20 protein-coding genes and 1 pseudogene are annotated in these 23,748 nt (G+C 52.7%); 7 read left to right on the top strand and 14 right to left on the bottom strand.

What is annotated here, in order from left to right:
• Positions 1-52: 52 nt before the first annotated feature.
• The 7 genes and pseudogenes from FVQ81_05000 to FVQ81_04970 form a co-directional block, all read right to left on the bottom strand.
• Complete coding sequence (locus FVQ81_05000) at positions 53-637, bottom strand: hypothetical protein (GenBank protein ID MBW7995926.1); 585 nt, start codon at positions 635-637, stop codon at positions 53-55.
• A 380-nt stretch (positions 638-1,017) separates the two neighbouring features.
• The gene (locus FVQ81_04995) at positions 1,018-1,641 is read right to left on the bottom strand and encodes a hypothetical protein (GenBank protein ID MBW7995925.1); all 624 of its coding nucleotides are present in this window, start codon (positions 1,639-1,641) and stop codon (positions 1,018-1,020) included.
• A 420-nt stretch (positions 1,642-2,061) separates the two neighbouring features.
• Complete coding sequence (locus tag FVQ81_04990; protein ID MBW7995924.1) at positions 2,062-3,405, bottom strand: sigma-54-dependent Fis family transcriptional regulator; 1,344 nt, start codon at positions 3,403-3,405, stop codon at positions 2,062-2,064.
• On the bottom strand, positions 3,402-4,466 hold the full coding sequence (locus FVQ81_04985) for a PAS domain-containing protein (GenBank protein ID MBW7995923.1): 1,065 nt from the start codon (positions 4,464-4,466) through the stop codon (positions 3,402-3,404). The genes FVQ81_04990 and FVQ81_04985 overlap by 4 nt, the downstream gene beginning before the upstream one ends.
• Positions 4,467-4,999: 533 nt before the next feature.
• Positions 5,000-5,761 (bottom strand): annotated as a pseudogene (locus FVQ81_04980) (ParA family protein).
• Positions 5,762-5,902: 141 nt separating this feature from the next.
• Positions 5,903-7,084: a hypothetical protein gene (locus FVQ81_04975; protein MBW7995922.1), complete on the bottom strand. Its 1,182-nt coding sequence runs from the start codon at positions 7,082-7,084 to the stop codon at positions 5,903-5,905.
• A gap of 204 nt (positions 7,085-7,288) precedes the next feature.
• A complete protein-coding gene (locus tag FVQ81_04970; protein ID MBW7995921.1) occupies positions 7,289-8,461 on the bottom strand; it encodes a hypothetical protein in 1,173 nt (390 codons plus the stop codon).
• Positions 8,462-8,937: 476 nt separating this feature from the next.
• On the opposite strand from FVQ81_04970, the gene FVQ81_04965 reads away from it, so the two are divergent.
• From FVQ81_04965 to FVQ81_04940, 6 genes are all read left to right on the top strand, one after another.
• A complete protein-coding gene (locus tag FVQ81_04965) occupies positions 8,938-9,453 on the top strand; it encodes a metal-dependent transcriptional regulator (protein MBW7995920.1) in 516 nt (171 codons plus the stop codon).
• A 607-nt stretch (positions 9,454-10,060) separates the two neighbouring features.
• The gene (locus tag FVQ81_04960) at positions 10,061-11,293 is read left to right on the top strand and encodes a porin (protein MBW7995919.1); all 1,233 of its coding nucleotides are present in this window, start codon (positions 10,061-10,063) and stop codon (positions 11,291-11,293) included.
• A 137-nt stretch (positions 11,294-11,430) separates the two neighbouring features.
• The gene (locus FVQ81_04955; protein MBW7995918.1) at positions 11,431-12,708 is read left to right on the top strand and encodes a carbohydrate porin; all 1,278 of its coding nucleotides are present in this window, start codon (positions 11,431-11,433) and stop codon (positions 12,706-12,708) included.
• A gap of 34 nt (positions 12,709-12,742) precedes the next feature.
• Positions 12,743-14,782, top strand: coding sequence for a ferrous iron transporter B (locus tag FVQ81_04950; GenBank protein MBW7995917.1), 2,040 nt, complete (start codon positions 12,743-12,745; stop codon positions 14,780-14,782).
• 12 nt (positions 14,783-14,794) lie between these two features.
• Positions 14,795-15,457, top strand: a complete 663-nt coding sequence (locus FVQ81_04945) for a metal-dependent transcriptional regulator (GenBank protein MBW7995916.1) — start codon at positions 14,795-14,797, stop codon at positions 15,455-15,457.
• 141 nt (positions 15,458-15,598) lie between these two features.
• Positions 15,599-16,687: a permease gene (locus tag FVQ81_04940; GenBank protein ID MBW7995915.1), complete on the top strand. Its 1,089-nt coding sequence runs from the start codon at positions 15,599-15,601 to the stop codon at positions 16,685-16,687.
• Positions 16,688-17,166: 479 nt separating this feature from the next.
• Here FVQ81_04940 and FVQ81_04935 read toward each other — a convergent pair whose 3' ends face one another.
• From FVQ81_04935 to FVQ81_04910, 6 genes are all read right to left on the bottom strand, one after another.
• Positions 17,167-18,300, bottom strand: coding sequence for an inorganic phosphate transporter (locus FVQ81_04935; protein MBW7995914.1), 1,134 nt, complete (start codon positions 18,298-18,300; stop codon positions 17,167-17,169).
• 145 nt (positions 18,301-18,445) lie between these two features.
• The gene (locus FVQ81_04930; protein MBW7995913.1) at positions 18,446-19,438 is read right to left on the bottom strand and encodes a radical SAM/Cys-rich domain protein; all 993 of its coding nucleotides are present in this window, start codon (positions 19,436-19,438) and stop codon (positions 18,446-18,448) included.
• A gap of 105 nt (positions 19,439-19,543) precedes the next feature.
• On the bottom strand, positions 19,544-20,602 hold the full coding sequence (locus FVQ81_04925; protein ID MBW7995912.1) for a methyltransferase domain-containing protein: 1,059 nt from the start codon (positions 20,600-20,602) through the stop codon (positions 19,544-19,546).
• A gap of 416 nt (positions 20,603-21,018) precedes the next feature.
• Entirely contained in the window at positions 21,019-21,336 is a 318-nt protein-coding gene (locus FVQ81_04920; GenBank protein ID MBW7995911.1) for a zf-HC2 domain-containing protein, read from the bottom strand.
• Positions 21,337-21,354: 18 nt separating this feature from the next.
• The gene (locus FVQ81_04915) at positions 21,355-21,960 is read right to left on the bottom strand and encodes a sigma-70 family RNA polymerase sigma factor (protein ID MBW7995910.1); all 606 of its coding nucleotides are present in this window, start codon (positions 21,958-21,960) and stop codon (positions 21,355-21,357) included.
• A 263-nt stretch (positions 21,961-22,223) separates the two neighbouring features.
• Positions 22,224-22,997, bottom strand: coding sequence for a DUF2652 domain-containing protein (locus FVQ81_04910; protein MBW7995909.1), 774 nt, complete (start codon positions 22,995-22,997; stop codon positions 22,224-22,226).
• A gap of 292 nt (positions 22,998-23,289) precedes the next feature.
• Between FVQ81_04910 and FVQ81_04905 the strand changes: the two genes are divergently transcribed.
• Positions 23,290-23,511 carry a hypothetical protein gene (locus FVQ81_04905; GenBank protein MBW7995908.1) on the top strand — a complete coding sequence of 74 codons (222 nt, stop codon included), beginning with the start codon at positions 23,290-23,292 and terminating at the stop codon, positions 23,509-23,511.
• On the opposite strand, the gene FVQ81_04900 is transcribed toward FVQ81_04905, so the two are convergent.
• The gene (locus FVQ81_04900; GenBank protein ID MBW7995907.1) at positions 23,508-23,717 is read right to left on the bottom strand and encodes a hypothetical protein; all 210 of its coding nucleotides are present in this window, start codon (positions 23,715-23,717) and stop codon (positions 23,508-23,510) included. The genes FVQ81_04905 and FVQ81_04900 overlap by 4 nt on opposite strands.
• Between the last annotated feature and the right edge of the window lie 31 nt (positions 23,718-23,748).

Here is a 23,748-nt window from a genome sequence, read left to right as displayed (position 1 = left end):
TCTTTCGTCGGCAGTGATCTGCCCCACGGCAAGCGCCGGTGAATTCTTTCGATTAAAAAGCGGCCTTCCTTGCCGGCGCCGGGTAGCCGGAACCGCTGGAAACATTATTCGGCCGCCTGTTATGATAGTGCCGGCTGTAGGTAACCAGCTCGTTTTTCCGGTATTTTTTCAGCGCATCTTCAACCCGGCCCGTCACTCCGGTGAAAATTTCCACCCGGCTGGCATTCAACGCCTGGAAAGTTCCGATCTCGATGGTCCCGGTGATGACAGCCTCAATGTTTTGCTGGTGGACAAATTCGCGCATGGCGTTTTCATTGAAGCGTGAGCGGGAATTGGAAAAATAATCGTATTGCCCGCCCGATTCCCGGACAACCAGGAAATAAGGGCAGGTTTCGAACTGCACCGCCACCGAGCTTGCCGGATCCGAGCCGGTGGCGGCGACCAAAATGTTGTCCCCCGGGCTGTCATCATCGAAGAAACTTCTGACGAAATTGAGCCTGGCGAAACTGAACTTTACATGGTTCCCGTCCAAGACCAATATTGCCGCCAGGGTAAGGGCCGCCACACTGAATATCAGCAGGAAATTAAACCACGGATTGAAACATTTTTTCGCTACCCTGTCGTTCGCTGTTTTCATCGCGCCAGTCGTCTAATGCGAGTTACTGTTGCCTAAACACAAAAAGCACTCCGCGACCCCAAGTGGATCTCCTGGTCGAGTTTTCCCTCGCGGCAAGAAAGAAAGCCGCTTTATCTTGCCGGGGCTGGATTGTACGGCCACCGCCAACTCCGCGATTGACCCGCCGCCAGCGGGGAGTGCATGGCACGGCGGTCAGTCGTGGCCGTTTTTCCGGTAATATTTCGAGGATATCCACAGCAGCCCGACAATGATCAGGCCGAAAGGTACCAGCCCGCGCAGCACCAGGCCGAATTCAGGCCACCAGACCGCCAGGCCGAGCAAGCCCAGGACAATCATTACCAAGCCGCCGATTATGTTATGCATTGTTTTCATCCTCCAGGTTAAATATGCAGATTCGTCACTATTTTTTTCATAAAGTCATCGACACTATCTATCGGTATATATACCAAAGTAACAGCTTTTTCCAATTTTTTTGAACTCATGCCTTGAGCAATTGAACTGGCTTTTTTATCAACCTTATTTAATAGTTTAAAGACTTTTTTAATCGCACCGCCGAAAGCTTTCGGCTTGTAGTCTCGATGCCTTTCTTCATCTCGGGCCGCATCAGTGCGATAAATTTTGTCCGCATGGCTCTCAGTCTTGCTGACTGTATCAATTACAGCAGCTATTACATGTTCAATCTCCTCGGTATTTAACGGTTTAGCCAGTCTGTAGAATATTTTTCTTTTCTGTAATTCGATATCTTCTGAAAGATCTGTTTTTTCCGAGAAGATAATTACCGGCCTGTTGGCGGCGTAGGCGCTTATTAAGGAGAAGATCAGGTCCGTGGCCATGGACTGCAGGCTGTCGAACTCCATGAAAACAATATCTATTTTTTCCTTATCCAGAAAATTGAAATCGAGTAGATTATCGATGACAATCACCTTGCAGTTTTTATAACAGCAGACCGCCTTTATCAAGTCGATGGATTCCTTATTCCGTCCGATTATCATGGCTTGTAACATGGCGGTCTTTCCCTGTTAAAGTATTCCAAGCCCACGCGGTTGAGAAAGTATTCTCAACAAATAGCGTGCCAGCTCCAAGCGCTCCGATAACTAATTGATATGTAGCAATATAGAAATCAAGGAGAGAAGGCTTGAATGGGGAATTGTGCCACGGGAGAATTGTACAAAAGCGGTGAATTTAGATCGGATTAAGCAAATTCGGTATATCGAACATGCTCAACAAACGAAGACCTGCCGTTTCAGCGGAGAGAAAATTACTCCTTTAGTGCTAAGGTGTTGAAATTAAGGTGTTGTAATTAAAGGGGATAGGCTCCTTGAAAAGTTACAGCAGGGGGAGGCGGAAGGTGCCATGGAGGACAAAAAAAGCTGAAGATGTAAAAATGGGGAATGATGCCCCGCCGAAGCGTTAAAATGCCCCGGTTAATCGGGTGAAATCATGTACTTCTTAAGCTTCAGATAAAGCGTCTTTCTGTCTATTCCCAAAAGTTCCGCTGCTTTTGATTTTTGCCCGTTTGTCACTTCCATGATTTTTCTGATATGATTTTTCTCCACGGTATCTATTCTGAAAGTATCCTCTTTCAGTTTCGGGCTTTTATTATCGATTATTCCGGAAATCAGTTCCTTGCGTATTTTGTTGTTGGAGGTCAGGATAACAGCCCTCTCGACAATATTGGACAATTCTCTGACGTTCCCCGGGAAATCATACATCAGCAACAGGTCCCTGGCCTTGTCCGAAAACCCGCTCACCTGTTTGGAATATTGGAGGCTGAACCGACTTACAAAATGATTAAGCAACAAGGGAATATCTTCTTTTCTATCTCTGAGGGGAGGCATTTTCAAGGACATTACATTGAGCCTGTAATAGAGGTCCTCGCGAAAATTACCTTTTTCCACTTCATCGAGCAAATTCTTGTTGGTGGCGGCTATCAATTTGAAATCTATCTCAATGGTTTTTGTGGAACCAAGCCTCCTGACTGCTTTGTCCTCGAGTACTCGAAGGAGCTTGACCTGCATGGCCTTGCTGGTCTCGCCGATTTCATCGAGGAACAGCACACCGCCGTTGGCGATTTCAATCAGGCCCCTTTTCTGGCCCACGGCGCCGGTGAACGCGCCTTTTTCATATCCGAATAACTCGCTTTCCAGGAGGGTTTCCGGCAGGGCTCCGCAGTTGACCGTAATAAACGGCTTGTCCGAGCGCTTGCTGTCCCGGTGGATCGTTCGCGCGACAACCTCCTTGCCGGTACCGCTTTCACCTTCCAACAGGATAGTGCAGTCAATATCACTAACGCTCTTGATGGTGTTGAAAATCTGCTGCATTTTCGGACTGTTGCCGACTAACTCGACATGGTTGTCCTTTTCTCTTAACACCTGTTTAAGCCTTAAATTCTCACTTAAAGTTTTGTAATGCTCCAAAGCCTTTGTTACCGTAAAACGAACTTCATCCAGAGAAAACGGTTTGGTTAAATAATCATACGCCCCACTCTTGATCGCCTTGACCGAGCTTTCGATGCTTGGATAACCGGTTATCATGATGAAGATAAGATCGGGGTGTTTCTTCTTGAGCAATTTCAACAGCTTCAGGCCGTCCATCTCCGGCATGACGATATCGAGCAGGACCAGATCGAAAGGTTTCTGCTCCACGAGACGCAGGGCTTCGTTGGAGCCGCTCGCAACGGAAACCTTGTATCCCACCTTGCTCAGAGCGGTGGATAACATTTTCCTGATTTGCGGATCGTCGTCTACCGCCAAAATTCTATCGGTCATTTCTGATCACCTGCACTCTGCTTTTCCACCGGCAGTTGAACTTCAAAACACGTACCTTTTCCCAATTCGCTCTCGACTTTTATTTTAGCGTTCTGATGCTCGAAAATGCCCTGGGCTATCGACAGGCCCAGGCCGGTGCCCTTGCCGACATCCTTGGTGGTGAAGAAAGGATTGAAGATATTGGAAATATCGTCGCTTGAGATCCCGCACCCCTCGTCACGCAGCCTCACTATCAGACAGTCATCGCCGTTCCGGCGGGCATCGATAAAAACAGTCCCTCCCTCGGGCGATGCTTCCAGGGCGTTCAACAGAATATTGAGAAACGCCTGTATTGTTTTCTGGATGTCGATTTTCACCCGCGGCAGGCCGTCCGCAATTTCGCAGGAAACCGATATCTTTTTGGCACTCAGTTGATATTTAACCAGTTCAAGGGTTTTTTTTATGACATTCCCTATGCCACAAAGCCTGGTGCTGTAAACTGACTGGCGTGAATACTCCAACAGGCCGTCTACAATTCTCTTCGCCTGAACGGCACTTTCTAAGACGTCGATTAAGAATGCGTGATTCGGGTCGCTTTTGGGCAGCGACTCCTGGATCAACTGGGTGTAGCCGATGATAGAACATAAGGGGTTGTTTATTTCATGGGCCACCCCGGCGGCGAGCTGGCCGATCCCCTTTAGCTTTTCCGAACGGACAAGCTCCTGTTCCATTCTTTTCTGGCCCGTTATGATGCGTGCGCAGGAAACGATACTTACGACGGTATTATTCTCATCATAGACAGGGTACGTCCAGTATTTAAGGATCTCGCCGCGAAGCTCCTTTTCTACGGTTACTGTCTCCCCCGATTCCAGGGTCCCCATGGCCGGGCAAATATCGCAACGCTCCATCAGCCCCCGGCAGGTGGAATAACACTTCCGGCCGATTATCTTCCGGAGGTCGTTTACCTCGTAAAAATCGCAGAAGGCACTATTGGCGAAAACGATGTTGTAGTCAGGGTCTATTATCAGGATCAAATCAGTGATACCGTCAAACGCAGCAATCAACTGTTTTTTCTGAATCACTGTTCGATTGTCCGGCTAAGATTGGCGAAGTGCCTCGTGTCGGAAATTATCGATCCCGCCGCGAGCTACCGTTTTTTTCGGCGCGTCTCGAGCGCGGCGTCGACATATTTGATCAACCGTCTAAAATCGAAAGGTTTTACCAGATATTTGGCGACTCCCATTTTTTTGCATTCGTAAACGGAATTTCTCGACGCCTCACCGGCCACCATTACGACCGGGATATCTACCAGGTCGTTTCTGTCTTGTACCCATTTAACAAGCTCCAGCCCATCCTGTCCCGATAGTTTCAAGTCTGTAATCAGGATATCGACCGGTTTCTTTTCCAGGCGGCTTTTCGCCCGTTCGAAACTGGTTGAAAAACTAAATTGCCTGGTTAACGGTGAAAAGGCGGCCTTGACCGTGTTGCATAGTTCCTTGTCATCGCAGGCAAAATGAATCCTGGTTCGCTTACTCAGATTCTTCGGAGTATATTCCCCGGCAGTACCGGTGGAGGCGGAGTCGTCTGTGGGCTTAAAAATAATACTTTTGCCATAAAGGATTTCCTTGGCCAGCCGCAAATAATCCTTCGCTCCATTAGAATTGGGGGCGTAAGTCAAAATAGGCTGGCCGTAGCTGGGGGCCTCGGCCAGGTTTACATTGACCCTGATGTATGTGTTAAAAACCTTGTCCTTGAAAATCTCCCTGATCTTTTCGGTAACCTCCCAAGACAGGTTACGGCTGGGATTGAACATGCACAGCACGACCCCCGTCACTTCCAGCTTCGGGTTCAGCCTCTTGCGGACCAGGTCCAGGGTGCGGAGCAGCCTGCCGATTCCCTGCAGGGAGAAATAGTCGGGCTGGACGGTGATGAACACCTCGTTCGCCGCGGTCAGGGCATTCAGGGTCAGCAGCCCCAGCGAAGGGGAGCAATCGATCAGCACGAAATCATATTCGCCACTCTCGATCACCTCCTCCAGCCCCTCGGCCAGCGCTCTCTCCCTGCCGACCACGTTGACCAGCTCCAGCTCCGCGTCGGCCATCCTCATCGAGGCCGGGATCAGCTTCAGGTTGTCGATCCCGCTGTTAATTACGATCCCATCGGTTCCCGACTCATCGTCCATCAGCAGGTTGTAACAGGAGCGCTCCAGGCTCCGGGCATCGATCCCGAAATGCAGGGTCAGGTTTGCCTGGGGATCGAGATCGACCAGCAGCACCTTTTTTTGCAGATGTGCCAGATAGCTGCCCAGGTTCGCGGCGGTGGTCGTTTTCCCGACTCCGCCCTTCTGGTTGACTATGGCAATAACCTTGGTCGGCATTTAATTACATCTCCCGGTTTCAATCCCCGCATAAAAGGCCTGGGGAAACAACGGGGGGGCTCAACGCCCCCCAGTAATTGAAAATTCCGATCCCGCATCCGGGTTTTCGTATTATTCGGTTAGCTTGCAAACCCGGATTATTTAAAAAATCGAATCAATCAGATCCTTGACGGATTTCGTGATTCGCGCGTCGGTCTCCCTGAGATTATCGATCAACGACTTCCCCGTTTTCCCGGGTGCGTCGAACAGGGCCGCTTTTTTCAGCGAGCGGGCGATACCGCGGTCCAAGGCGGCAACGGCCTTGACCGGCTGTTTGGCGGCTTTCAGCGCCGAGCCGACCGATTCCTTTAATTTACCTGACTTGAACGGCTTCGCCGCTGTCTCGGAAACCTTCCGACCGCCCTTTACCAGGGGGGCGCCCAACTCCGCGATTTTGCTCCAGCTTTTCCTGGCCGGGACGGCCACCTTTTCCTTGAAAGCCGCAACCGGCGCGGGGGCTTTTACCCGTGCGGGAGCTTTTTTCGCTTCCCCGGCCTTAGCTTCCTTGCGGGCGGCCTTCGACTTCTTCGTTACTATCGTCGATGAATCGTCAGGGATATGGGGAGCTTCGGCCTCGACTTTTTCCACAGGAGCTTTCGGAGCTTTAGCGGTGGGAGTCTTTTCCGCCCATGCGGCTTTGGCGGGGCTTGCCGCCGCCGGCGCCTTTATTTTCCCGGCAGCTTTAACAGGAACTTTCGCGGAGGGAGTCTTTTTCGCCCGTGCGGTTCTGGCGGGTTCCGCGGGTAAGGGCGCAACTTTTTCTTCACCCAGGTTCCTCTTCACTTCTTCGACCGATATCTCCTTTTTGGCTGCCCCGGCCATTGTCCTGCCCTTGGTGATGGTCGAGGAGTTGGCCGAAATGCCCAGGCGCGTCGCGGGCGCGGACTCCGGCTTCCCGCCGGCTTGTTCAGCATCGAAGTGCTTGCCCATCCCGATTTTCGCCTCTTTTGGCTCTATATCCTTAGCGGCCTGAGGGCTTTCGTCCTCCTGCAGGACCGCTTCACGCTCGGTCGTATCGGACTCCGGCTTCCCGCCGGCTTGTTCAGCTTCGAAGTGCTTGCCCATCTCGATTTTCGTCTCTTTTGGCTCTATATCTTTAGCGGCCTGAGGGCTTTCGGCCTCCTGCAGGACCGCTTCACGCTCGGTCGTATCGGCAATCCAGTCCAGCGAAGAGTCGCCTAATCTCTTCTTCTCCGCTGTCGCGGCAGACTTTGCTTTTTTCCTGGCGGCCTCGGTCTTCCTCCTGGCAGCATAAGCTTTGCCGGATTTGCTTTTGGGGGTCATCTCTGCCTCCGTGTGTTCAATATGAGCACCAGTTTGATAAATCGCCCGCACCTGTAGAATCAAATTCAAACGGTTCCCTACCCCGCCAAATCCACGGCCGAAACCCGGACCTGACCCGCCAGGCGGGTACGACTCCTTAACCGGCTATCATGGCCGCTGATGGGGATTCCAGGCCTGAAGGCTTTATTAAGCAGATGCACCTTTTTATAAGTCTTCCCACTCTTGCACCGGCAGTTCCTGGGCCAGTTTGAGCCCGCCCAGCGCGCCGCTGAACAGGGGATCATCCACGATCGTGACCACAACCGTGCCCAGGTCTTCGGCCAGGCTCGATTCGATCACCGAGGCCAATCCTCTGATGCCGCTGCCGCCACCGCCCAGGATGATGTTCTTGGAGATGGCGCCCATGAACTCGGGGTCGAAGGAAACGATCAGCTCCCTGACGTTGTCCAGTATCTCCGGGACAACTATCGAGCAGGCTTCCCGCAGTTCCTTGGCCACATCGATCGTGGCCAGCTTGCCGTTGACATAGAAACCCAGCTCGATTTTCTCCGGGCCGTCCGCAACAAAGCCATACTCTTCCTTGATCTTGCGCACCAGCGAAAGGTTGGTGTGGATACCCGGGTTATTCTCTTTCAACAGCTCGTCAAATTTCTTATCGATCTCATTGCCGGCCACGAAGAGAGTTTTCTGGTCCGCCTCCTCAGGAATGGTGCCCGGCATCCGGCAGATATCCAGCGTACCCGCCCCCAAGTCGACCACAATCGTGTTGCCGAGCATGCCCAACCCATAGGCGACCAGGAACGGCTCGGAAACGACCATGACAGAGTCGACCAGGCCCTCGGCGGCATCGATAATCGCCTGCTTGTCTTCCCTGGTCGAGCGCGCCGGCGAACCGACTACCGCGTAAATTTTCTGGTCGCCTTGCCTTTCAACCAGTGCGAGCAGATGTTTGAGCAGTTCCACCGCCGCCTTGGCTTCCTTGTCGTCTTTACCCTTGGGATCCTTGCCCCGGTACTTGATCACTCCTTTTTCCAACGGGTAGCAGACATCCAGCGAAGTGCGGTACTTGATGCACTCGTCGCCGTAAACTATCGGTTTCTTAACGACGTTAAAGGCAATGAAATCCTTCGGCCAGCCGACCATGCTCGCAACATTGAGCTTGAGTCCCGAGCTGGTTGCCAGGGCGCTTTGCGATGTGCCCAGATCCAGGCCCAGGTAAATTATTCCCGAATGGTCCGTTGCGGACTGAGTTACTTGGCCGGTGTTGCCCTCGGGGTTATTTGGAGCGTTCGACATCGTACCTCCGTGTAACTGTGGTTTACTGTTTTTCTTCGTTCGGAGTTTCGGATTTTCCAAAGCGCCCGATCGAATATCCATTGAAATGCTACTTCTTCATCCATTTTTTGTCAAGAAATTATTATTAATTCGACTGAATACAAGACATTTCGGGCATTTTGCCCCCCTCCCCCACCCAAAATGCCGAATTGAGACCCTTTTTTTAATCGAAAAGAATTCCTCGGAGTTTGCTCCGGGGTTACCGCTTTTGCTTTTTGCAGTTAGAAATTCCGGTGTCCCGCAGTGCCGGAAGATTGGCCTGATACCTCGCGGCTCTACCGCGGAGAGAGTCAATTTTCAGGAATTTCTTTATTCGTCGTAAATTTATTTACCCGGATTAACCCCCTTTTGAAAAATTGCGATCCTTAGAGAGAAAACCACGATTCAACCTCAGGGATCGAGACTGCAGCTTCCCACAAAATATTGGATAACGGTAAAAGCTTGACAAAATGTTAGGCGTGGCGTAAATTGTTAGAACAGGTTAATTTTGTCGAGACTGCAAATTGTGTGAGGATACTATGGCAGCAGCCGAGTCACTCAGCGCCAGCCTGGAAGACTACCTGGAGGCAATCTTCCAGATAATCCGGCGCAAACAGGCGGTCAGGGCCAAGGACATCGCGAAAGATCTCGGCGTCAGCAGCTCGTCGGTGACCGGCGCGCTGCATTCGCTGGCTGACCGGCGGCTGATCAACTACGCCCCCTACGATGTGATCACCCTGACCGAAAAAGGTTTGGCGATAGCTGAGGACGTGGTCCGCCGGCACGAGGCGTTGCGCGAGTTCTTCATCAAGGTTTTGTCGGTCGGCGAGGCCGAGGCCGATGAGGCCGCCTGCCGGATGGAGCATTCGCTCCAGCCGCCGCTGCTCGAGAGGCTGGTCCTGTTCGCCAAGTTCGTGGAGACCTGTCCTCGACTTGAGCTGAAATGGGTGGAAAAATTCGGGTACCATTGCAATAACGGAGTCAAGCGGGATGAATGCGAAATGTGCATTTCCCTGACCCTGGCCGAAACAAGAATGAAAGTATCTCAAGAATGACCGGAAAAGGAAAAATAGTTGCTGTCAATCCGAAGAAGCATTTTTACTTCAGAATTTATTCACCTGAGCGGGGAATAGTTCCTCACGCTTGTGGGAATATTCCCCGTAAAATACCGGCTGTTTTTAATTAGATTCTTCACATTCTTTTTAGCTTTAAGAAATACAACCTGTTAGGCAAACAGATAGGTATTGGCACATTACTTGTAAGTGCACAAATTGCCGGATGGGAGCGAAGTCGTGAAGATTTTTTTTAGCAAATATTTTCGGCAAGACAAAACTTTTAAGGAACGGCAAGTAAAGTGTGCTGGAACAACAAAACCGGAGGGAGCGTTTTTTTAGCGGTAAACTTCGGCGTACCGAAGTTTACAAGGGGCGGCAAAATTCCTCGGGCTTTAGCTGGCTGCCCGAGCATAGATTCTTCGGCTCGGAAGATTCATCGTCATGCCCGGCAAGCCGAAAGCGCCGAAACCAAGCTGGAAAATTCATTCTAACCGTCAATTCGAAAGGGGGTGTATTAGAGAGGAAATTGCGTGTTAAGGATAAAATACAGGCCTTAGGTATTTGATTTGTGACGGCTCGAAGGGCCGCTGCAACAGGAGAATTAAGAATGAGAGTATTGACAGATAGAATCAATGTAGTGCTGTTAGGCCTGGTTGTTTTGCTGATTCAGACCGGCAACATATATGGCCAGGGTTCCGGAGGGTTGTACGAGCAAAAATGCGGCCGCTGCCACGACCTGTTCGAAGCAAATGAATACTCCGCCGAGGAATGGCCCGGCCAGGTGCGGGCCATGAGGGTACAGTCAGCGCTGATTCCGGACCAGTATGAGGAGATCGTGAACTATCTTGTCAATGCGGCCCGCGAGGAAGAAAGCTCGTATATCGGCAAGGTGAATTGGGGCGGCTATCTGTACACAGAGTATTTCCATACCGAAGACAAGGCAAAGAATTTCGACCTGCATTACCTGAACTTTACGCTTTCCGGCTGGGCGAGCGAGAAGATTAATTTCATCGGGGAATTCGAACTGGAGCATGGAGGGACCGGCGGCAGCAACACTTTCGTCGAGGAGGCCTACATTGACTACTGGTTCGTACCCAACCTGGGTATCAAGGTGGGGGCCATGCTCACGCCTTTCAACCGCTTCGACGAGTTTCACGCACCCCTCATGAACTACACTGTCACCCGGCCGCAGATATCGCGTGAGATCGGGGTCAGCGCCTGGAAGGACGTAGGAGTTGACCTGCACGGGTATCTCAACTTCGATGCGCACAACTCGCTCTCCTTCGACCTCTATACCATTAACGGCCTGGGCGACGGTTCGCGAATGCGCAACAGCCGCCAATACCGCGACAACAACGAAGACAAGGCTATCGGAGCAAGGGTGAACCTTACCCTCCAGGATGCCCTGGAAGTGGGCTTCTCGGTATACAACGGCGCCTGGGACGATGCCGGCGATTACGACCTCACCATGGTCGGCGGCCACGTGATGCTCCACACCTCGCTGGTTGACCTTTACGGAGAGTTTGCTTCGGCCTCGTCCGAGAACCCCACCGGCGTGGAAGATGGAGATATGTCCGGCTATTTCATCCAGGCTTCCAAGCTGATCAATAAAGTGGTCAGGCCGACTGTCAGGTATGGAAAACTCGATTACCTCGACCCTGGCAGCGCCCTGGGCAGAAGCGCCAGGGACACGGACCTGAACGAGTTGGTCCTTTGTCTGGGTATTTACCCGAACCCGCGGGTGGTCTTAAAAATAGAATACCAGATATTCGGCAAAGGCAGCAGGGCCTCGACAAAAACCCCCGACCAATTGGGCTTGCAGTTCGCGGTGAGGTTCTAGGAACCCGCTTGGCTGGGATGTACCGGTTAGTATGCAGGGGCGCGGGTTTTCTTTGCGCCCCTGCAGAAAACTACCGCGAGGTTTCAACCGTAATTCTGTTCACCTGACTGTAACGTACAGCAAGAGCCAGTATCACTATGAGTTTTGATAAAGTGACGGTTTTGTTGAAGAGGAGCATGCATATTAGCCAGGCGCCTTTTTTCGCCTGGGTATTCGCGGTTTCGGCGCAGGCGGCGGGAGCGGGTGTGGAGAAACCGGACAGCCTTCGGAATAACGGTTCAGCCGGTAACGAAATAATCGAATCATCCTATTCATCGGCAAACCAAGTGGTTTCGTCCTGGAATAAATGGGTCTCTTCGGAGGTGGTCTACCGCGGAGACTTTCTTGCCAAGCAGGGCGGCGGCGGTGGTTATCTCGGCCAGATGAACCTGTCTTTGGAGTTCGACCTGGAAAAAATGGGCCTCTGGAACGGCGGGATGTTTTATGTGCGGGGAGAACAAAGCCACGGCAACTGGGTAACCGAACATTACGCGGCTACCTTCCATATCCCCAGCAACCTGGAGGCCCACGACTATACCCAGTTAAGCGAATACTGGCTTGAGCAGACCTTCGCACAGGAGAAACTGACCATCCGCCTAGGTAAACAGGAGGCCAATGAAGAGTTCTGCGCCATGGAGTTTGGCGAAGTTCTGCTGCTGGATGCTTTCGGTCCCACTCCGGTGATCCCCATGGCCACATTCCCTGTCTACGGTCTTGGCCTTTCGGTGTTTTTGCGGCCGGTGGATGGCTTCAAGCTGGCTGGCGGCGTTTTTGACGGTGCGGGCCGGGGAGGCCAGTGGGGTTTCAGCACTGCTTTTGACGGAACTGGCGGCACGTTTTCGATCCTGGAGATCGGCCTGGAACCGGCCTGGGCGGGCAGCGATGAACTGCGCGACAACTTCCGGCTGGGGCTCTGGAGCCACAGCGCGGACCTGGGGCCCGGCGACGGCAATCCTCTTTCTACGGAGAGTTTCGAGTCCAACTACGGGGTATACGTTGCCATCGATAAGTACTTGTATGCGGAGCCAGTCACCGGCAACGAAGAGTTCCAGGGTCTGGGCGCATTCGCCACCCTGGGATGGACACCATCGGATCACAACGAGCTTTTCAGCTACATCGGCGTGGGGCTAAACTATTTTGGACCTTTCGGCGGCCGGGACGCGGACATATTCTCTCTGGGCCTGGCCCACACCCGCGTGGGCAAAGGCTTGGAAAAGAACCTGCCCCACTCCCACGAGACAGTGCTGGAACTCGGGTACACGCTGCAAGTCTCGAGTAACTTCAGCCTGCATCAGGTAGTGCAGTATTTCGTTAATCCCGCGGCCTCGGGAGACAACACGGTATTCGGTATTCTGAGCTTCGAATTGGCACTCTAGGGAAAAAATACCGTCTCTGAGCCAGACCCTGGGCATGGCCGGCCAGAGGAGGAAAACAATCTCATTCTCAGATGGCGGCATAATGCGGATAAACTCTTCATGCTGCAATAAAGCCGGGACCGGTTGTGGAAACCACAGATCCGGTTATGCAATCATCGGTAATATGAACGTGGGCAAAACCACCCTGTTCTCACGGATGTGCAAGACCAGAGCGATGGGCGTCAATATCCCCGGCACCTCGGTTACCGTGGAGAACGGACGGGTCGAGGGAATGGAGAGCCATCTCTACGACACGCCGGGCATCTGTTCGATATTCTCGCACAACGAGGACGAGAGGGCTTCCCGGGATATTTTCCTGCTCGAGGAGACCGCCGCCGACATGGGCGGAATCATCCTGGTCGCCGATGCCAAGAATATGAAACGCTCCCTGGCCATCGCCCTGCAGTACGTCGAATACGGTCTGCCGATGCTCCTGGTTGTCAACATGATCGACGAGGGGGAATCGCGCGGGATCGTGATCGATAACGAGAAGCTCTCGTCAGCTCTCGGCATTGATGTATGCTCATCCATTGCCAGGGAAGGGATCGGGGTGGGAGAGATTGTCTCCAGGCTCGGGAGCATGCGGGTCCCCAAAAGGATTATGAAATATCCGCCCAGGGTCGAGCGGTTTCTGGAAAAAGTGGCAAGCGAGTTTAAATCATCGACTCTCTCCCCCCGTGTTATCGGCCTGCTGCTGCTGGCCAGGGACCGGGGACTGGAAGACTACCTGGAGAGGAATTTCGGCAATGGGGTCCTGGAGCGGCTCAAGCGCCTTGCCGAACAATTCCACCGGGAAGACCCCGCGGTATGGGAGTTTCAGGCAGGTAACCTGTACAACAAGAAGGCGGCACAGGTCCTCGAAGATGCCCAGAAGGTCGAGCCGGTCAAAAGGCACCCGTTCCTGGCGAGATTGGGCGACTGGTGCACCGACCTGAAAACGGGTATTCCCATAGCTATCGGTATTTTGGCCGTGGTATACATGTTCCTGGGAACCTTCGGGGCCACCTATCTGGTGGACTCTATCAACGGCAAGCTCTTCGAGGGCCTGCTGATCCCCTGGGTCACCAAGCTGGTGGACCCCATACCCAGCGCCTTTATCAGGGACATGATCGTCGACCCTGAATTCGGGGTCCTGCCGACCGGTGTTTTCCTGGCCCTGGGCCTGGTCCTGCCGGTACTGTTTTGCTTTTACCTGGCTTTTGGAGTCCTCGAAGAATCCGGATACCTTCCGCGCCTTTCGATCCTGCTCGACAAGCTCTTCCATAAAATAGGGCTCAACGGTAAGGGCGTTATCCCCCTCGTGATGGGTTTCTCCTGCATTACCATGGCCATCCTGACCACCCGGATACTGGACACGAAAAAGGAAAAAAACATCGCGACTTTTCTGCTGTTACAAGGCATGCCCTGCGCCCCGCTGCTCGCGGTCATGCTGATCATCCTGGAAAAAATGCCCACCTCGGCGACAGTGATGGTTTTCGGCCTGATTTTGGCCAAGATAATGATCGCCGGTTTTCTGGCGAACAAAATCCTGCCCGGCTCCGGCACTCCCCTGCTGATAGAAATCCCGGCCATGAGGTTGCCTGGTTTCGTGCGTATTTTTAAGCTGTCGGTGCTGAAAACCTACTTTTTCATGAAAGAGGCGCTACCGATCTTCATCCTGGCCTGTCTTATTGTATTTTTTATCGACAGGCTCGGAGGGCTGAGGGTGCTGGAGCAGATCTCCAGGCCGGTGATAAACGGTTTTATGGGTTTGCCCGACAGCAGCGTGCAGGTCTTTATCAAGACCATTATCCGCCGGGAGAGCGGCGCCACCGAAATAGTGCGCCTCAGTGGTGCGTATACCAACCTTCAGATTATCGTCAACCTGCTGGTAATGACCTTTCTTTCGCCGTGTGTCAATGCCGCTATCGTAGTTTTCAAGGAACGCGGCCTCAAGGCGGGAATCACCATCATGGGCATAGTCTTCGTTTTTGCCCTAACCACAGGCAGTCTTATCAACCACTTTTGCCGTCTGTTGAATATTACATTTTCTTAAAGGGGAACAGCGATGACAACCAGTGTGAAACAGGAAGAGATTCTGGAAGCTATCTGGACCAGTGCTGAAACCGGGAATGATTCGATCGAGGCGGTCCGGGAAAGGTGCACCGTTGATTTTGAAGAAGCTGACGTCAATGAACTCGAGCGCCTGAACCTGATTACCAAGGATGCGGACAAGGTCCATTTTCAGAACGGCGGTAAAGAGTTGGCCGAGCGCATTGTCAGGTGCCACCGTCTCGCCGAGGTACTGGTCAACAGTATTCTCAAACTTAAAAATTCCGCCATGGAAGAGGTCGCCTGCCAGTTGGAGCACTCCCTGCTTCCGGAGGTCGAGGAATCGATCTGTACCCTGCTCGGCCACCCGGAAGTTTGTCCGGACGGGAAACCGATCCCCAGGGGCAGTTGCTGCGACCATGGCCGCAAGGTGATCGATAATACGGTGGTCAGCCTTGACGAACTGGAGCCGGGCGAAAGCGGAAAGGTCACCTATATCAAACCGGGCAGCCATTCCAACCTCCATCAGCTTATCTCTCTGGGCCTGAACCCGGGGGTCCTCGTAAGGGTCCATCGAACCAACCCCGCTTTTTGCATTAAATTCGAGAACACCGAGCTTGCCCTGGACAAAGAAATAGTCCAAAATATTTTTGTCTGGAGAGTAAACCATAAAGGGTGAACGAATCTCGTGCTAAAGCCGGAGTTGGCCAGTTTGGACAATGCTACATACCAGGGCGGACAAAGTACGCCGATCCTCAGTAAAAATCTGGTGTCTTTGAACCTTGGTGATTCAAATTTTTAACAATACCGGGAGAATTCGATGCTGCTTGAACTGATCGCGGAAATCTGGAATTTTACCCGTGATGCGGCTTTCTACCTGCTGGGAGGTTTTGCGCTGGCCGGGCTGATCCGGGTATTTATCACCGAGCAGACTGTGGCCGGGCACCTGGGGGGGAGAGGGTTTAAGCCGGTGCTGTGGGCCTCGCTGATCGGAGCTCCCCTCCCCCTTTGTTCCTGCAGTGTATTGCCCGCCGCAGCCGGGTTGCGGAGGCAGGGAGCCTCGCGGGCCGCGACCACCTCCTTTCTTATCTCCACCCCGGAGACCGGCATCGATTCATTGGTGGTCTCCTATGCCCTGCTCGATCCGGTCATGACAATCGTGCGACCGGTTGCAGCACTCTTTACGGCTTTTTTTACCGGTGCCGCGGAGTTGCTGTTCAACCGTGAGCAGCCCTCCGATGCGACTCCGGCTCTGTCTCAGGCCGCTGCTTGCGGCGGGCGCGGCTGTGATACTGCCGCCCCGGACAGCCAGAGCGCAAGCCAGCCATTGCCGGTGCGGCTGGCCGGGGGCCTGCGCTACAGTTTTTTCACCCTGCTGGCCGACCTGTCGGTCTACATGGCCGCCGGGCTGGTCCTGGCCGGGGCGACCGCCTATTTCATCCCGGTGGGTTCTTTCGACAACCTGCCCGGCGGACAATGGAGCACTATCCTTTTGATACTCGGCATAGGGGTTCCTCTTTACATTTGCGCCACCTCGAGCACTCCTTTAGCCGCGGCCCTGATTGCCAAGGGCTTAAGCCCGGGGGCCGCCCTGCTGCTGCTGCTGGTGGGGCCGGCCACCAACCTGTCGGCTCTGAGTGTTATCTGGCGCATCCTGGGACCCCGCGGCCTGGTGATCTACCTGGCCGGCATCACTTTCTCCGGCCTGGCGTTCTGCTTCGGCCTGGACTGGCTGTACGCGGCGCTGGAGATCGATCCCACGGTAAGTGTCGGGGCGGCGGTGGAGATGGTGCCGGGTACGGTGGCCAACATCTCGGCGGTCATCCTCTGCCTGCTGCTGGCCTACGGGATCTACAAGGAAAAAATCAGGCCCCGGCTGAAAAAGGCCTCCTCTTCCGGCTGCCATTGACCCCCGCCTCAGGGCATAAATCAACCGGGAAACACCAGGGGTGTAGAACGATATTTCACAGCTCTCCCCTGCCGATATCTTAGCAAGGACTTTTAAACGGATTGACGGCCCGGCGCATGTAGCAGTTGAGGTTAATCTCAGCAGTATTCTCCCCGGAAACGAATAAGTTTTCAACGTAACTCCGAATGCAAAAAAACTTGGAGTTAGAGTGCCCGGTAAAGACTTACGCGTTTAAGAATGAGAAAAACCCCCTGACTCTGGATCAGAAGGCCGGGGGTTCGATTCCTCTCGGGCGTACCATATAAGGGGCCGGAAGTCAGATGACCTCGCAGCAGAATGTCACAACTTGCCTAGGCGAACTCTTCGTTCCTGAGCCTCCGAAGCATCGCTTTCGGAAGCTTTTTTTCTTTGCCAATCCTATTCCCTGATTTAGACAATAAGCAAAACACTTCGATAGCCTTAGTTCTTGAGTATCTTATTCAGACTAACACCCAGTAAAATGCGGCCCCCAGTCCGAGGCCCAGGGGAAGGGTGGTAATCCAGGTGACCGCGATCTGAGTTATCGTGCTCCATTGTCGGTGACGGTTCACCAGGCCGATAGCGAATATCGAACCGCAGGAAACATGCGTTGTTGATACAGGCAGGCCGAGACGTGAAGCACCAAGGATTAATGCGGAGGCAACGAGGTTGGCGGTGAGACCCTGGCCGCTGTTTAATTCTGTAATCCTCTTGCTCATCGTCTCCGCAACTTTTCGAGCGTGGATCAGGCCTCCGGCCGCCATGGCCAGGGCGATCAGCGCCAGAGAACCGATCTCACCACCACGAGTTGCAGTTATTGCGCCGCCAGCCAGAAGCAGCGCTGCAATTTTGGGCGTATCGTTTACTGCCCGGGCAAAGCAGACCGCTGAGCCGCTGAGGTAATGCAGGGCATTTACTAATGTCTGAGCATCGAGTCCAACCATACGGCCGCGGTAACGCTCCATGCATTTGACTTTGCTACCCATCTCCATGGTCAGAATGTCAGCACTGGAGCCTTTGAGAGCAACGCTCCCGTTATGACAAACTTCAACCGGCTGCGAGGCGGCACTCCCAATGCAGACACATTGCTCACGCTCAACACCCAAAGTCTCTCGCATCATCCGGAGAAAAGGATAGAGCAGTACGGTAATTCCGATTGCCAGCAGCGGACTTAACAACAAAGGCTGGCCGAATTTCCCGGCCAGCACTCGCCAGTTGATACTGCCGGAATCCGCGACCAGCGCCGCGCCGACCAGGGCGCCGGTCAGGGCATGGGTAGTCGAGGTAGGCATCCCCAGCAGGGTGGCCGAGAGGATTGTCACCACCCCGGAAAAGCCAACCGCCAGCATCAGCCTCGAATCGATCAGCCGGTTTGGAATCAATCCATGGCCGCTGAAAGTCTTGATCAAATACTGAGCGAACATTACCGAGACCAAGCTTCCCAAAACCGTGGCCACCGTGGCCAGAATCAAGGCTCTGCGAAAACTGCAGGTTCCGCTCCCGTAAAGTGTCGCTACTCCCTTGAAGTTATCATTAGCCCCATTACTCCAAGCCAGAAAAAATACCGCCAGGACAAGAAACCCGATTGCAAACATGATCGCTTCCGCCTTTTTCCTATCCACAAGATCGGTGCAAATACAGAGGGCCCTCACGACAAGCCAGGCAAGACATCACGTCTGAAATTTATCCGCCGCAACGATACTATTCGCAGACTTCAACTGTCATTGCAGCGGAAGCTGATCAGGTCGTTTCCCCTGTGCAACTGCTCCCCGCACCGGCGGTACAACCGAAACAGTGCGACGCAAAGCGGATCTGACGCTCGAGGAGCTTTTCCAGATCGAAATCATAAATAGTGGCTGGGACGCCGTTGGTCATTTGCATTTCCAGCATCTGGTTAAAATCACAGTCATAAATTTTACCATCGTAGCTCACACTGACCAGGCTGCGGCACATCACTCCCTCCGCGGCCGACGGATTGAAGGCGCTCCAAAGCTTCTCCATGTACTCTTCGTAGCTGCCAGTCGTTTCAAGGATCTTCCGAAAACGGTTGATCGGCATGTTGGTAATCGTGAACAACCGATTGAAGGAGAGACCAAATTTGTTTTTCAGCTCCCGCTTGAAGTCGGCTTCCAGGCTTTTCTGGCTGGCCGGAAGGTACGTGCCTACCGGATTGTAGACCAGGCTTAGCTGCAGGCCGCTGCCCTCCACGCCGAAACCCCTTGCATTCAGCCGCCGCATGGACTCGATACTTTTTTTAAAAACGCCTTTGCCGCGCTGATTGTCAGTAAAATATTCGCTGTAATAGGGCAGGGAGCTGATCACTTCCACCTGCTGTTCGTGGAAAAAGTCGGGAAGGTACTCTTTCTTCTCGCCTGTTTGCGGGTTCCCGTCCAGTGTCACGGTCAGATTGTGCCGCACCATGACGTGTTTATCCAGCTTGCGGGCCTCGCGGACCAGGTAATCGAAATGGGGATTCAGCTCGGGAGCACCCCCGGTAATATCGAGTTTTCCGATATGGCCGTACCTGCCGAGCACCTCCAGACAGGCATCAACTGTGCGAAGGTCCATCAGCTCAGTCCTCAGCGGCGAGGCGTCGACATGGCAGTGACGGCAGAACTGGTTACAAAGCTTGCCGATGTTTACCTGTAACGTTTCTATTGAAACCGGATTGAGCTTTAGTTTATGCTCGCGAAGCTTGGCCTTAAAATCAAATGTCCTTGTTTTGACTTCCATCTCTCCTCCATTGGTCGATGAACTTTATCCGATTCACCATCTCGCTAGCTTCGAGTTGCCAGATGGCGGAAATGTGCCCGTGTTTTTTCTCGACTTGCATCTCGCTCAGCAACAAGCTCCACCGGTAGAACTGTCGGCGGCGGCTTGCCCGGCGCCGGAGTTGCAATCGAACGCTCCATAATGGACCGACCTGTCGCCTGTCACGGTAAAATGGTCCGCAAACCGCGTCTCCTGCAACATGGCGGCCGTATTCCCGCACACCAGCTTGGGTTTGCCGGTAAAGAAACGATGATGATCGTCAAGATCAAAGCAGTGCGGCCAGTCGGGGATCGTGCCTTTGTAGATCGCCACCTGCCCGTAGTCCTCGCAGATGTCTTCCAGGTTCAGTTTGAAAGCTCGAACGGTCACTGAGTGGAAGTCGATCATGCCTATCTTTGCTTCAATCTCAGGAGCGTTAAGCTCAATCCGCCGCGACGTGACAACTCGGTGATCCAGGCAGCCGAGATCGCGGACCAGCCTGCGAAAATCTTCCCGGTACATCGCGCCGGCGAGGCATTCTCCGTGCAATACGGGATCGGAATGAAATCGTTCGGGAACGCGCCTTCCCGCAAAAATATCGGCAAAAAACAACTCTCCTCCCGGTTTCAGTACGCGGAAGATTTCGGAGAATACGGCGCGCTTGTCGGGCGACAGGTTGAGTACGCAGTTTGATATCACTACATCAATTGAGCCATCCTCGATCCCGATTGCCCGCAGATCCTCGATGAAACCCTGATGGAATTCTACATTCGCTTTCGCGTAACCGAACCGCTTCATCTGCGAATCCAGGTTTCGCCGTGCCACGTCGAGTTGCTGCCCGGTCATATCCACGCCGATTACCCGCCCGGACGGTCCGGCCAGCCGTGCAGCCAGGTAGGCGTCGCGCCCCGCACCACAGCCCAGGTCGAGCACCGTGCAATCCTCCAACAGAGGCGGCAACGGCGAACCGCAGCCATAGAACCGGCTGAGCACTTCGTCGTTGAGTTCGGCCAGCGCCGCCTTGATCCGGGGCGACAGGTTTTCGTCGGAACTACAGCAGGCGCTGGTTTTGAGGTCGGAACCGGCTTTCAGAATCGTCCCATAGTAATCTCTTAGGGTTTTTTGATCAAAGGTCCGGACTATCATGATTTTTCCCTGTCGCTGTTTACTGTTGATCGGATTTGCAGTCGCATGGGTCGGATTTGTGCATCCTGACCGGCTCCGGAATGCGCGAAAAAAATAACGAAGCAATCAAGCCGCCGTCAGCTACAGCCTGACGCAGCGCGTACTATTCTGTTGCGGGAAGTGCGTCTTTTCCAGACCTTGCACCTGACCGTCATCGTCCAATTCCCGGCTAATCTAGTAGAAATTGAGTTAAAGCCGGCTCTAAGGTGATCGTCAATTGGTCGGAGGGGAAGTGATAACGTTACAAAAAGAATTTCAGCAAGTTGGGTTCTTTGCGAGGAGTAGGCAGATCAAGGATTTTTGAGATATTGAGAAGGGGTTCTTATCTCAAGGAAGTGTGTCCATGCGTGAACATGAACGATTCCAGGCCGGGGGAATCAATCCTGATCAGAAGATGAACGAATGGCGCTTTGAATCCGCTGCCGAGTCTCGGGAAGGAGATGAACGGAGGAGTCTTCCAACTCCGCGGAGTCGGAGCGGACGGCATTGCGGATAAGGTGCAATTGCTTCTCGTAGCGACTGCAGAATTTACAGACCATCAAGTGCAGGCGCACTCCGGCACGCTGACTCAGGGAAAGCCGGGCATCCATGGCCGCCGATACCCGTCGTGAGGCCTCCTCGCAGTCCGGCAGGATACTACCCATCATGAAGGCCATCATGCGGACTTTGAAGCTGGCGAAAAGTGCGGGTTTCATCTTCATCACTATCCTTATTCAGCCGCTTAACCAGTTGTGCTCCAAACAGGAGCGGAGTCGCAATCTTCCCCTGTGGAGCATTACCCGCAAATTGGTCGGGGAAACCTCCAGAATGTTACAAATTTCTTCTGTCTTCAACTCTTCCATTTCCCGGAGCACGAAGGCCTGACGCAGGAAAGGCTTCAGCGCCTCGAGGCAGCGGTCCAGGATTTTACGGAACTCGCTGCGCTCCACGCCGTCGGATAAATCCATCGACCACTCAGCCGGCCTGGCTGCTGATTTCCACGTACCTGCCAGCAGGCCATACTGGTGAAACTCAGTCGGGTTTCCGCCTCCGGGAGGATCCATCCCGTTCAGCGGGAGTTCTCGAGCGACGCGCCTGAAATGATCGATGATCTTGTGCTTGAGGATGCCCACCATCCAGGTACGCTCGTCTGAGCGGCCGGCGAAGCGGTCGCGTTGGCGCAATGCGGCCAAGAATGTCTCCTGGACCAGGTCCTCGGCCACCTGCGCGTCGTGCAACCTGAGCAGTGCGTAGCGGTAGAGCACATCGCCGTGCCGGTCCACCCAGGCGTCCGGGTCAGAGAGCATATTCGGTGCAGCGTCTCGGGTATTGTCGGTCATCGCTCTTGTCTGGTCGGGCTGGAGGATATTTTTCCAATCAGAAGCAACTTGATGAATTCAGGCTTCCAGGCATTATAGCTCTCAAGGACCGCTCACGGGCAAAAAGCTCAAAGCAACAAAGGATCATTGAGCCGTCCAGGTCGATTTTTTATAAAGTCACAATAGAAACGGCTCGCCATGCCGCCGCTGGACCTTACGGCAATACGATTTACCACGGTATGCTATTTTTTCCGAGGCGCCTGGAATGCCGGATGAAATATTGACTATTGCGTCCCGGGTAAATTTTTAAATTCAGGCAACTTTTTGAGACCAAATTTAATTTGCCAGGTATTCATCATTTTTATTGCTGCATTTTTTGCTTTAATTAAAGTCGATGCATGCCGGGGGTTTTGCTTGCATTTGTCAGGATCATTTTCTTCACCTGGCAATAAATAAGTGAATGTTTTGATAGAACCTAGATCTTCATACCTTTCCTCCCCCATAACCAATTGTTCTTTTTCTGGAAACTCCAATTCTGCAAACGCCGGCTCAGTCAAAAGAACATATTGGTCGGCATTTACTGAATTTTTTAAAAGTTTATGGACGGTTATTACGTCCACTCCCGACAGTTCATTAAACTTCCCAATCCGGTAGAACAAGGCCTCGCCACTATGAACAATTACTTTTAATTTTAACATCTCCACATTGTTACAGGCATTACAATCACATATGTTAGATACACTCAATTCTTCAACCTTTTCAGAGAAAACGCTGAGAAATTTGATCAATTTTGCGCCCGTACTCCTTTTGACTTCTTCCCAAGCCGATTCGCTATCCCCTTTGACGGCATATGCAAATACCGCATCTCCTTCCAATTTAGATATCTCAAGTGGAATTTCGATCTGTTCCATAATGGTTTTTGTCAGTTCAGTTATTATCACCTGGCCATGCACCAATGCTGTCCTATTGGACAGCATGTATCGGGTATAGCCGCTGATATCAGCGATTATCAGTATTACTTTATATGCTTTTGACTCCATAACTACACCCTTAATCATTTTGACCTGTAAAACAGAACGATACTTTTTTATTAAGTGGACATGGCTTCATTTGAATCTGATTTATCGGCGTGTGAGTTGCAGATATAATTGCGTCGCATTGAATCGTCTCTGTCTATTTATCATTTCGCCGGAAAATATCTGATAGTTATATGTGTTATGAAGTGTCTGCAACCAACCAAAAGCCTGCCGCTATCAACTCGTACAATGCTCCCAGCGGTTTGTCGACTATTGGCAAAGTTTTAATTAACATTGTTGAAGAAAAAAATCCATAGATTCGGGGCGTATTTAATTGCGTCAACAAATTCCTTCAGGAACTGTTATCTCAAATATTTTTATGCCTGGCGGCATTTTATTGTTGAGGGGGGTCTGGAAGGTTGAACCGGAGGTGCAGGATACTTCGCTGAAATCCACGCAGGAAACAGCGGCTTCTCCAGAGTTGTCCGGATCGTTCATGATGGCCGGCGGCGCGGTATTCCGTGTACGCCGCCTTTGTCTTGCTGGAGCATGTTAATCTTCCTCACAACACTTTCCCCCTGCCTGAACAGGAGGACAGGGCACGTTTCCATATGAACAAAAGACACAGCAGTCGCCCTGTTTCGGTTTCAAGAGTGTATGGCACTTGGTGCACTCGTAAAACCATTGGCAGGCATCGGTCGGCATTGTTTCCTCTTTCTGAAATCCGCATCCGGGACAAGTCACAACAGACTTCAGTTTCATTTGCCTGTCTCCTTGATTCGGCGTGATTTAC

The organism is Candidatus Glassbacteria bacterium (genome assembly GCA_019456185.1).
In the GTDB taxonomy this organism is placed as follows: domain Bacteria; phylum Gemmatimonadota; class Glassbacteria; order GWA2-58-10; family GWA2-58-10; genus JAJRTS01.
Note: the sequence above shows the minus strand (reverse complement) of the source record. Positions and strands in the feature narration are given on the sequence as shown.

What these genes read in the sequence shown, in the direction of transcription:
- FVQ81_04910 (MBW7995909.1), bottom strand. Translation starts at nt 22,997, where the DNA reads ATGATTAAGGGTGTAGTTATGGAGTCAAAAGCATATAAAGTAATACTG.
- FVQ81_04990 (MBW7995924.1), bottom strand. Translation starts at nt 3,405, where the DNA reads ATGACCGATAGAATTTTGGCGGTAGACGACGATCCGCAAATCAGGAAA.
- FVQ81_04950 (MBW7995917.1), top strand. Translation starts at nt 12,743, where the DNA reads ATGGCCGGCCAGAGGAGGAAAACAATCTCATTCTCAGATGGCGGCATA.
- FVQ81_04940 (MBW7995915.1), top strand. Translation starts at nt 15,599, where the DNA reads ATGCTGCTTGAACTGATCGCGGAAATCTGGAATTTTACCCGTGATGCG.
- FVQ81_04925 (MBW7995912.1), bottom strand. Translation starts at nt 20,602, where the DNA reads ATGATAGTCCGGACCTTTGATCAAAAAACCCTAAGAGATTACTATGGG.
- FVQ81_04960 (MBW7995919.1), top strand. Translation starts at nt 10,061, where the DNA reads ATGAGAGTATTGACAGATAGAATCAATGTAGTGCTGTTAGGCCTGGTT.
- FVQ81_04900 (MBW7995907.1), bottom strand. Translation starts at nt 23,717, where the DNA reads ATGAAACTGAAGTCTGTTGTGACTTGTCCCGGATGCGGATTTCAGAAA.
- FVQ81_04945 (MBW7995916.1), top strand. Translation starts at nt 14,795, where the DNA reads ATGACAACCAGTGTGAAACAGGAAGAGATTCTGGAAGCTATCTGGACC.
- FVQ81_05000 (MBW7995926.1), bottom strand. Translation starts at nt 637, where the DNA reads ATGAAAACAGCGAACGACAGGGTAGCGAAAAAATGTTTCAATCCGTGG.
- FVQ81_04915 (MBW7995910.1), bottom strand. Translation starts at nt 21,960, where the DNA reads ATGACCGACAATACCCGAGACGCTGCACCGAATATGCTCTCTGACCCG.
- FVQ81_04965 (MBW7995920.1), top strand. Translation starts at nt 8,938, where the DNA reads ATGGCAGCAGCCGAGTCACTCAGCGCCAGCCTGGAAGACTACCTGGAG.
- FVQ81_04930 (MBW7995913.1), bottom strand. Translation starts at nt 19,438, where the DNA reads ATGGAAGTCAAAACAAGGACATTTGATTTTAAGGCCAAGCTTCGCGAG.
- FVQ81_04955 (MBW7995918.1), top strand. Translation starts at nt 11,431, where the DNA reads ATGAGTTTTGATAAAGTGACGGTTTTGTTGAAGAGGAGCATGCATATT.
- FVQ81_04935 (MBW7995914.1), bottom strand. Translation starts at nt 18,300, where the DNA reads ATGTTTGCAATCGGGTTTCTTGTCCTGGCGGTATTTTTTCTGGCTTGG.
- FVQ81_04920 (MBW7995911.1), bottom strand. Translation starts at nt 21,336, where the DNA reads ATGAAACCCGCACTTTTCGCCAGCTTCAAAGTCCGCATGATGGCCTTC.
- FVQ81_04970 (MBW7995921.1), bottom strand. Translation starts at nt 8,461, where the DNA reads ATGGATATTCGATCGGGCGCTTTGGAAAATCCGAAACTCCGAACGAAG.
- FVQ81_04995 (MBW7995925.1), bottom strand. Translation starts at nt 1,641, where the DNA reads ATGTTACAAGCCATGATAATCGGACGGAATAAGGAATCCATCGACTTG.
- FVQ81_04975 (MBW7995922.1), bottom strand. Translation starts at nt 7,084, where the DNA reads ATGACCCCCAAAAGCAAATCCGGCAAAGCTTATGCTGCCAGGAGGAAG.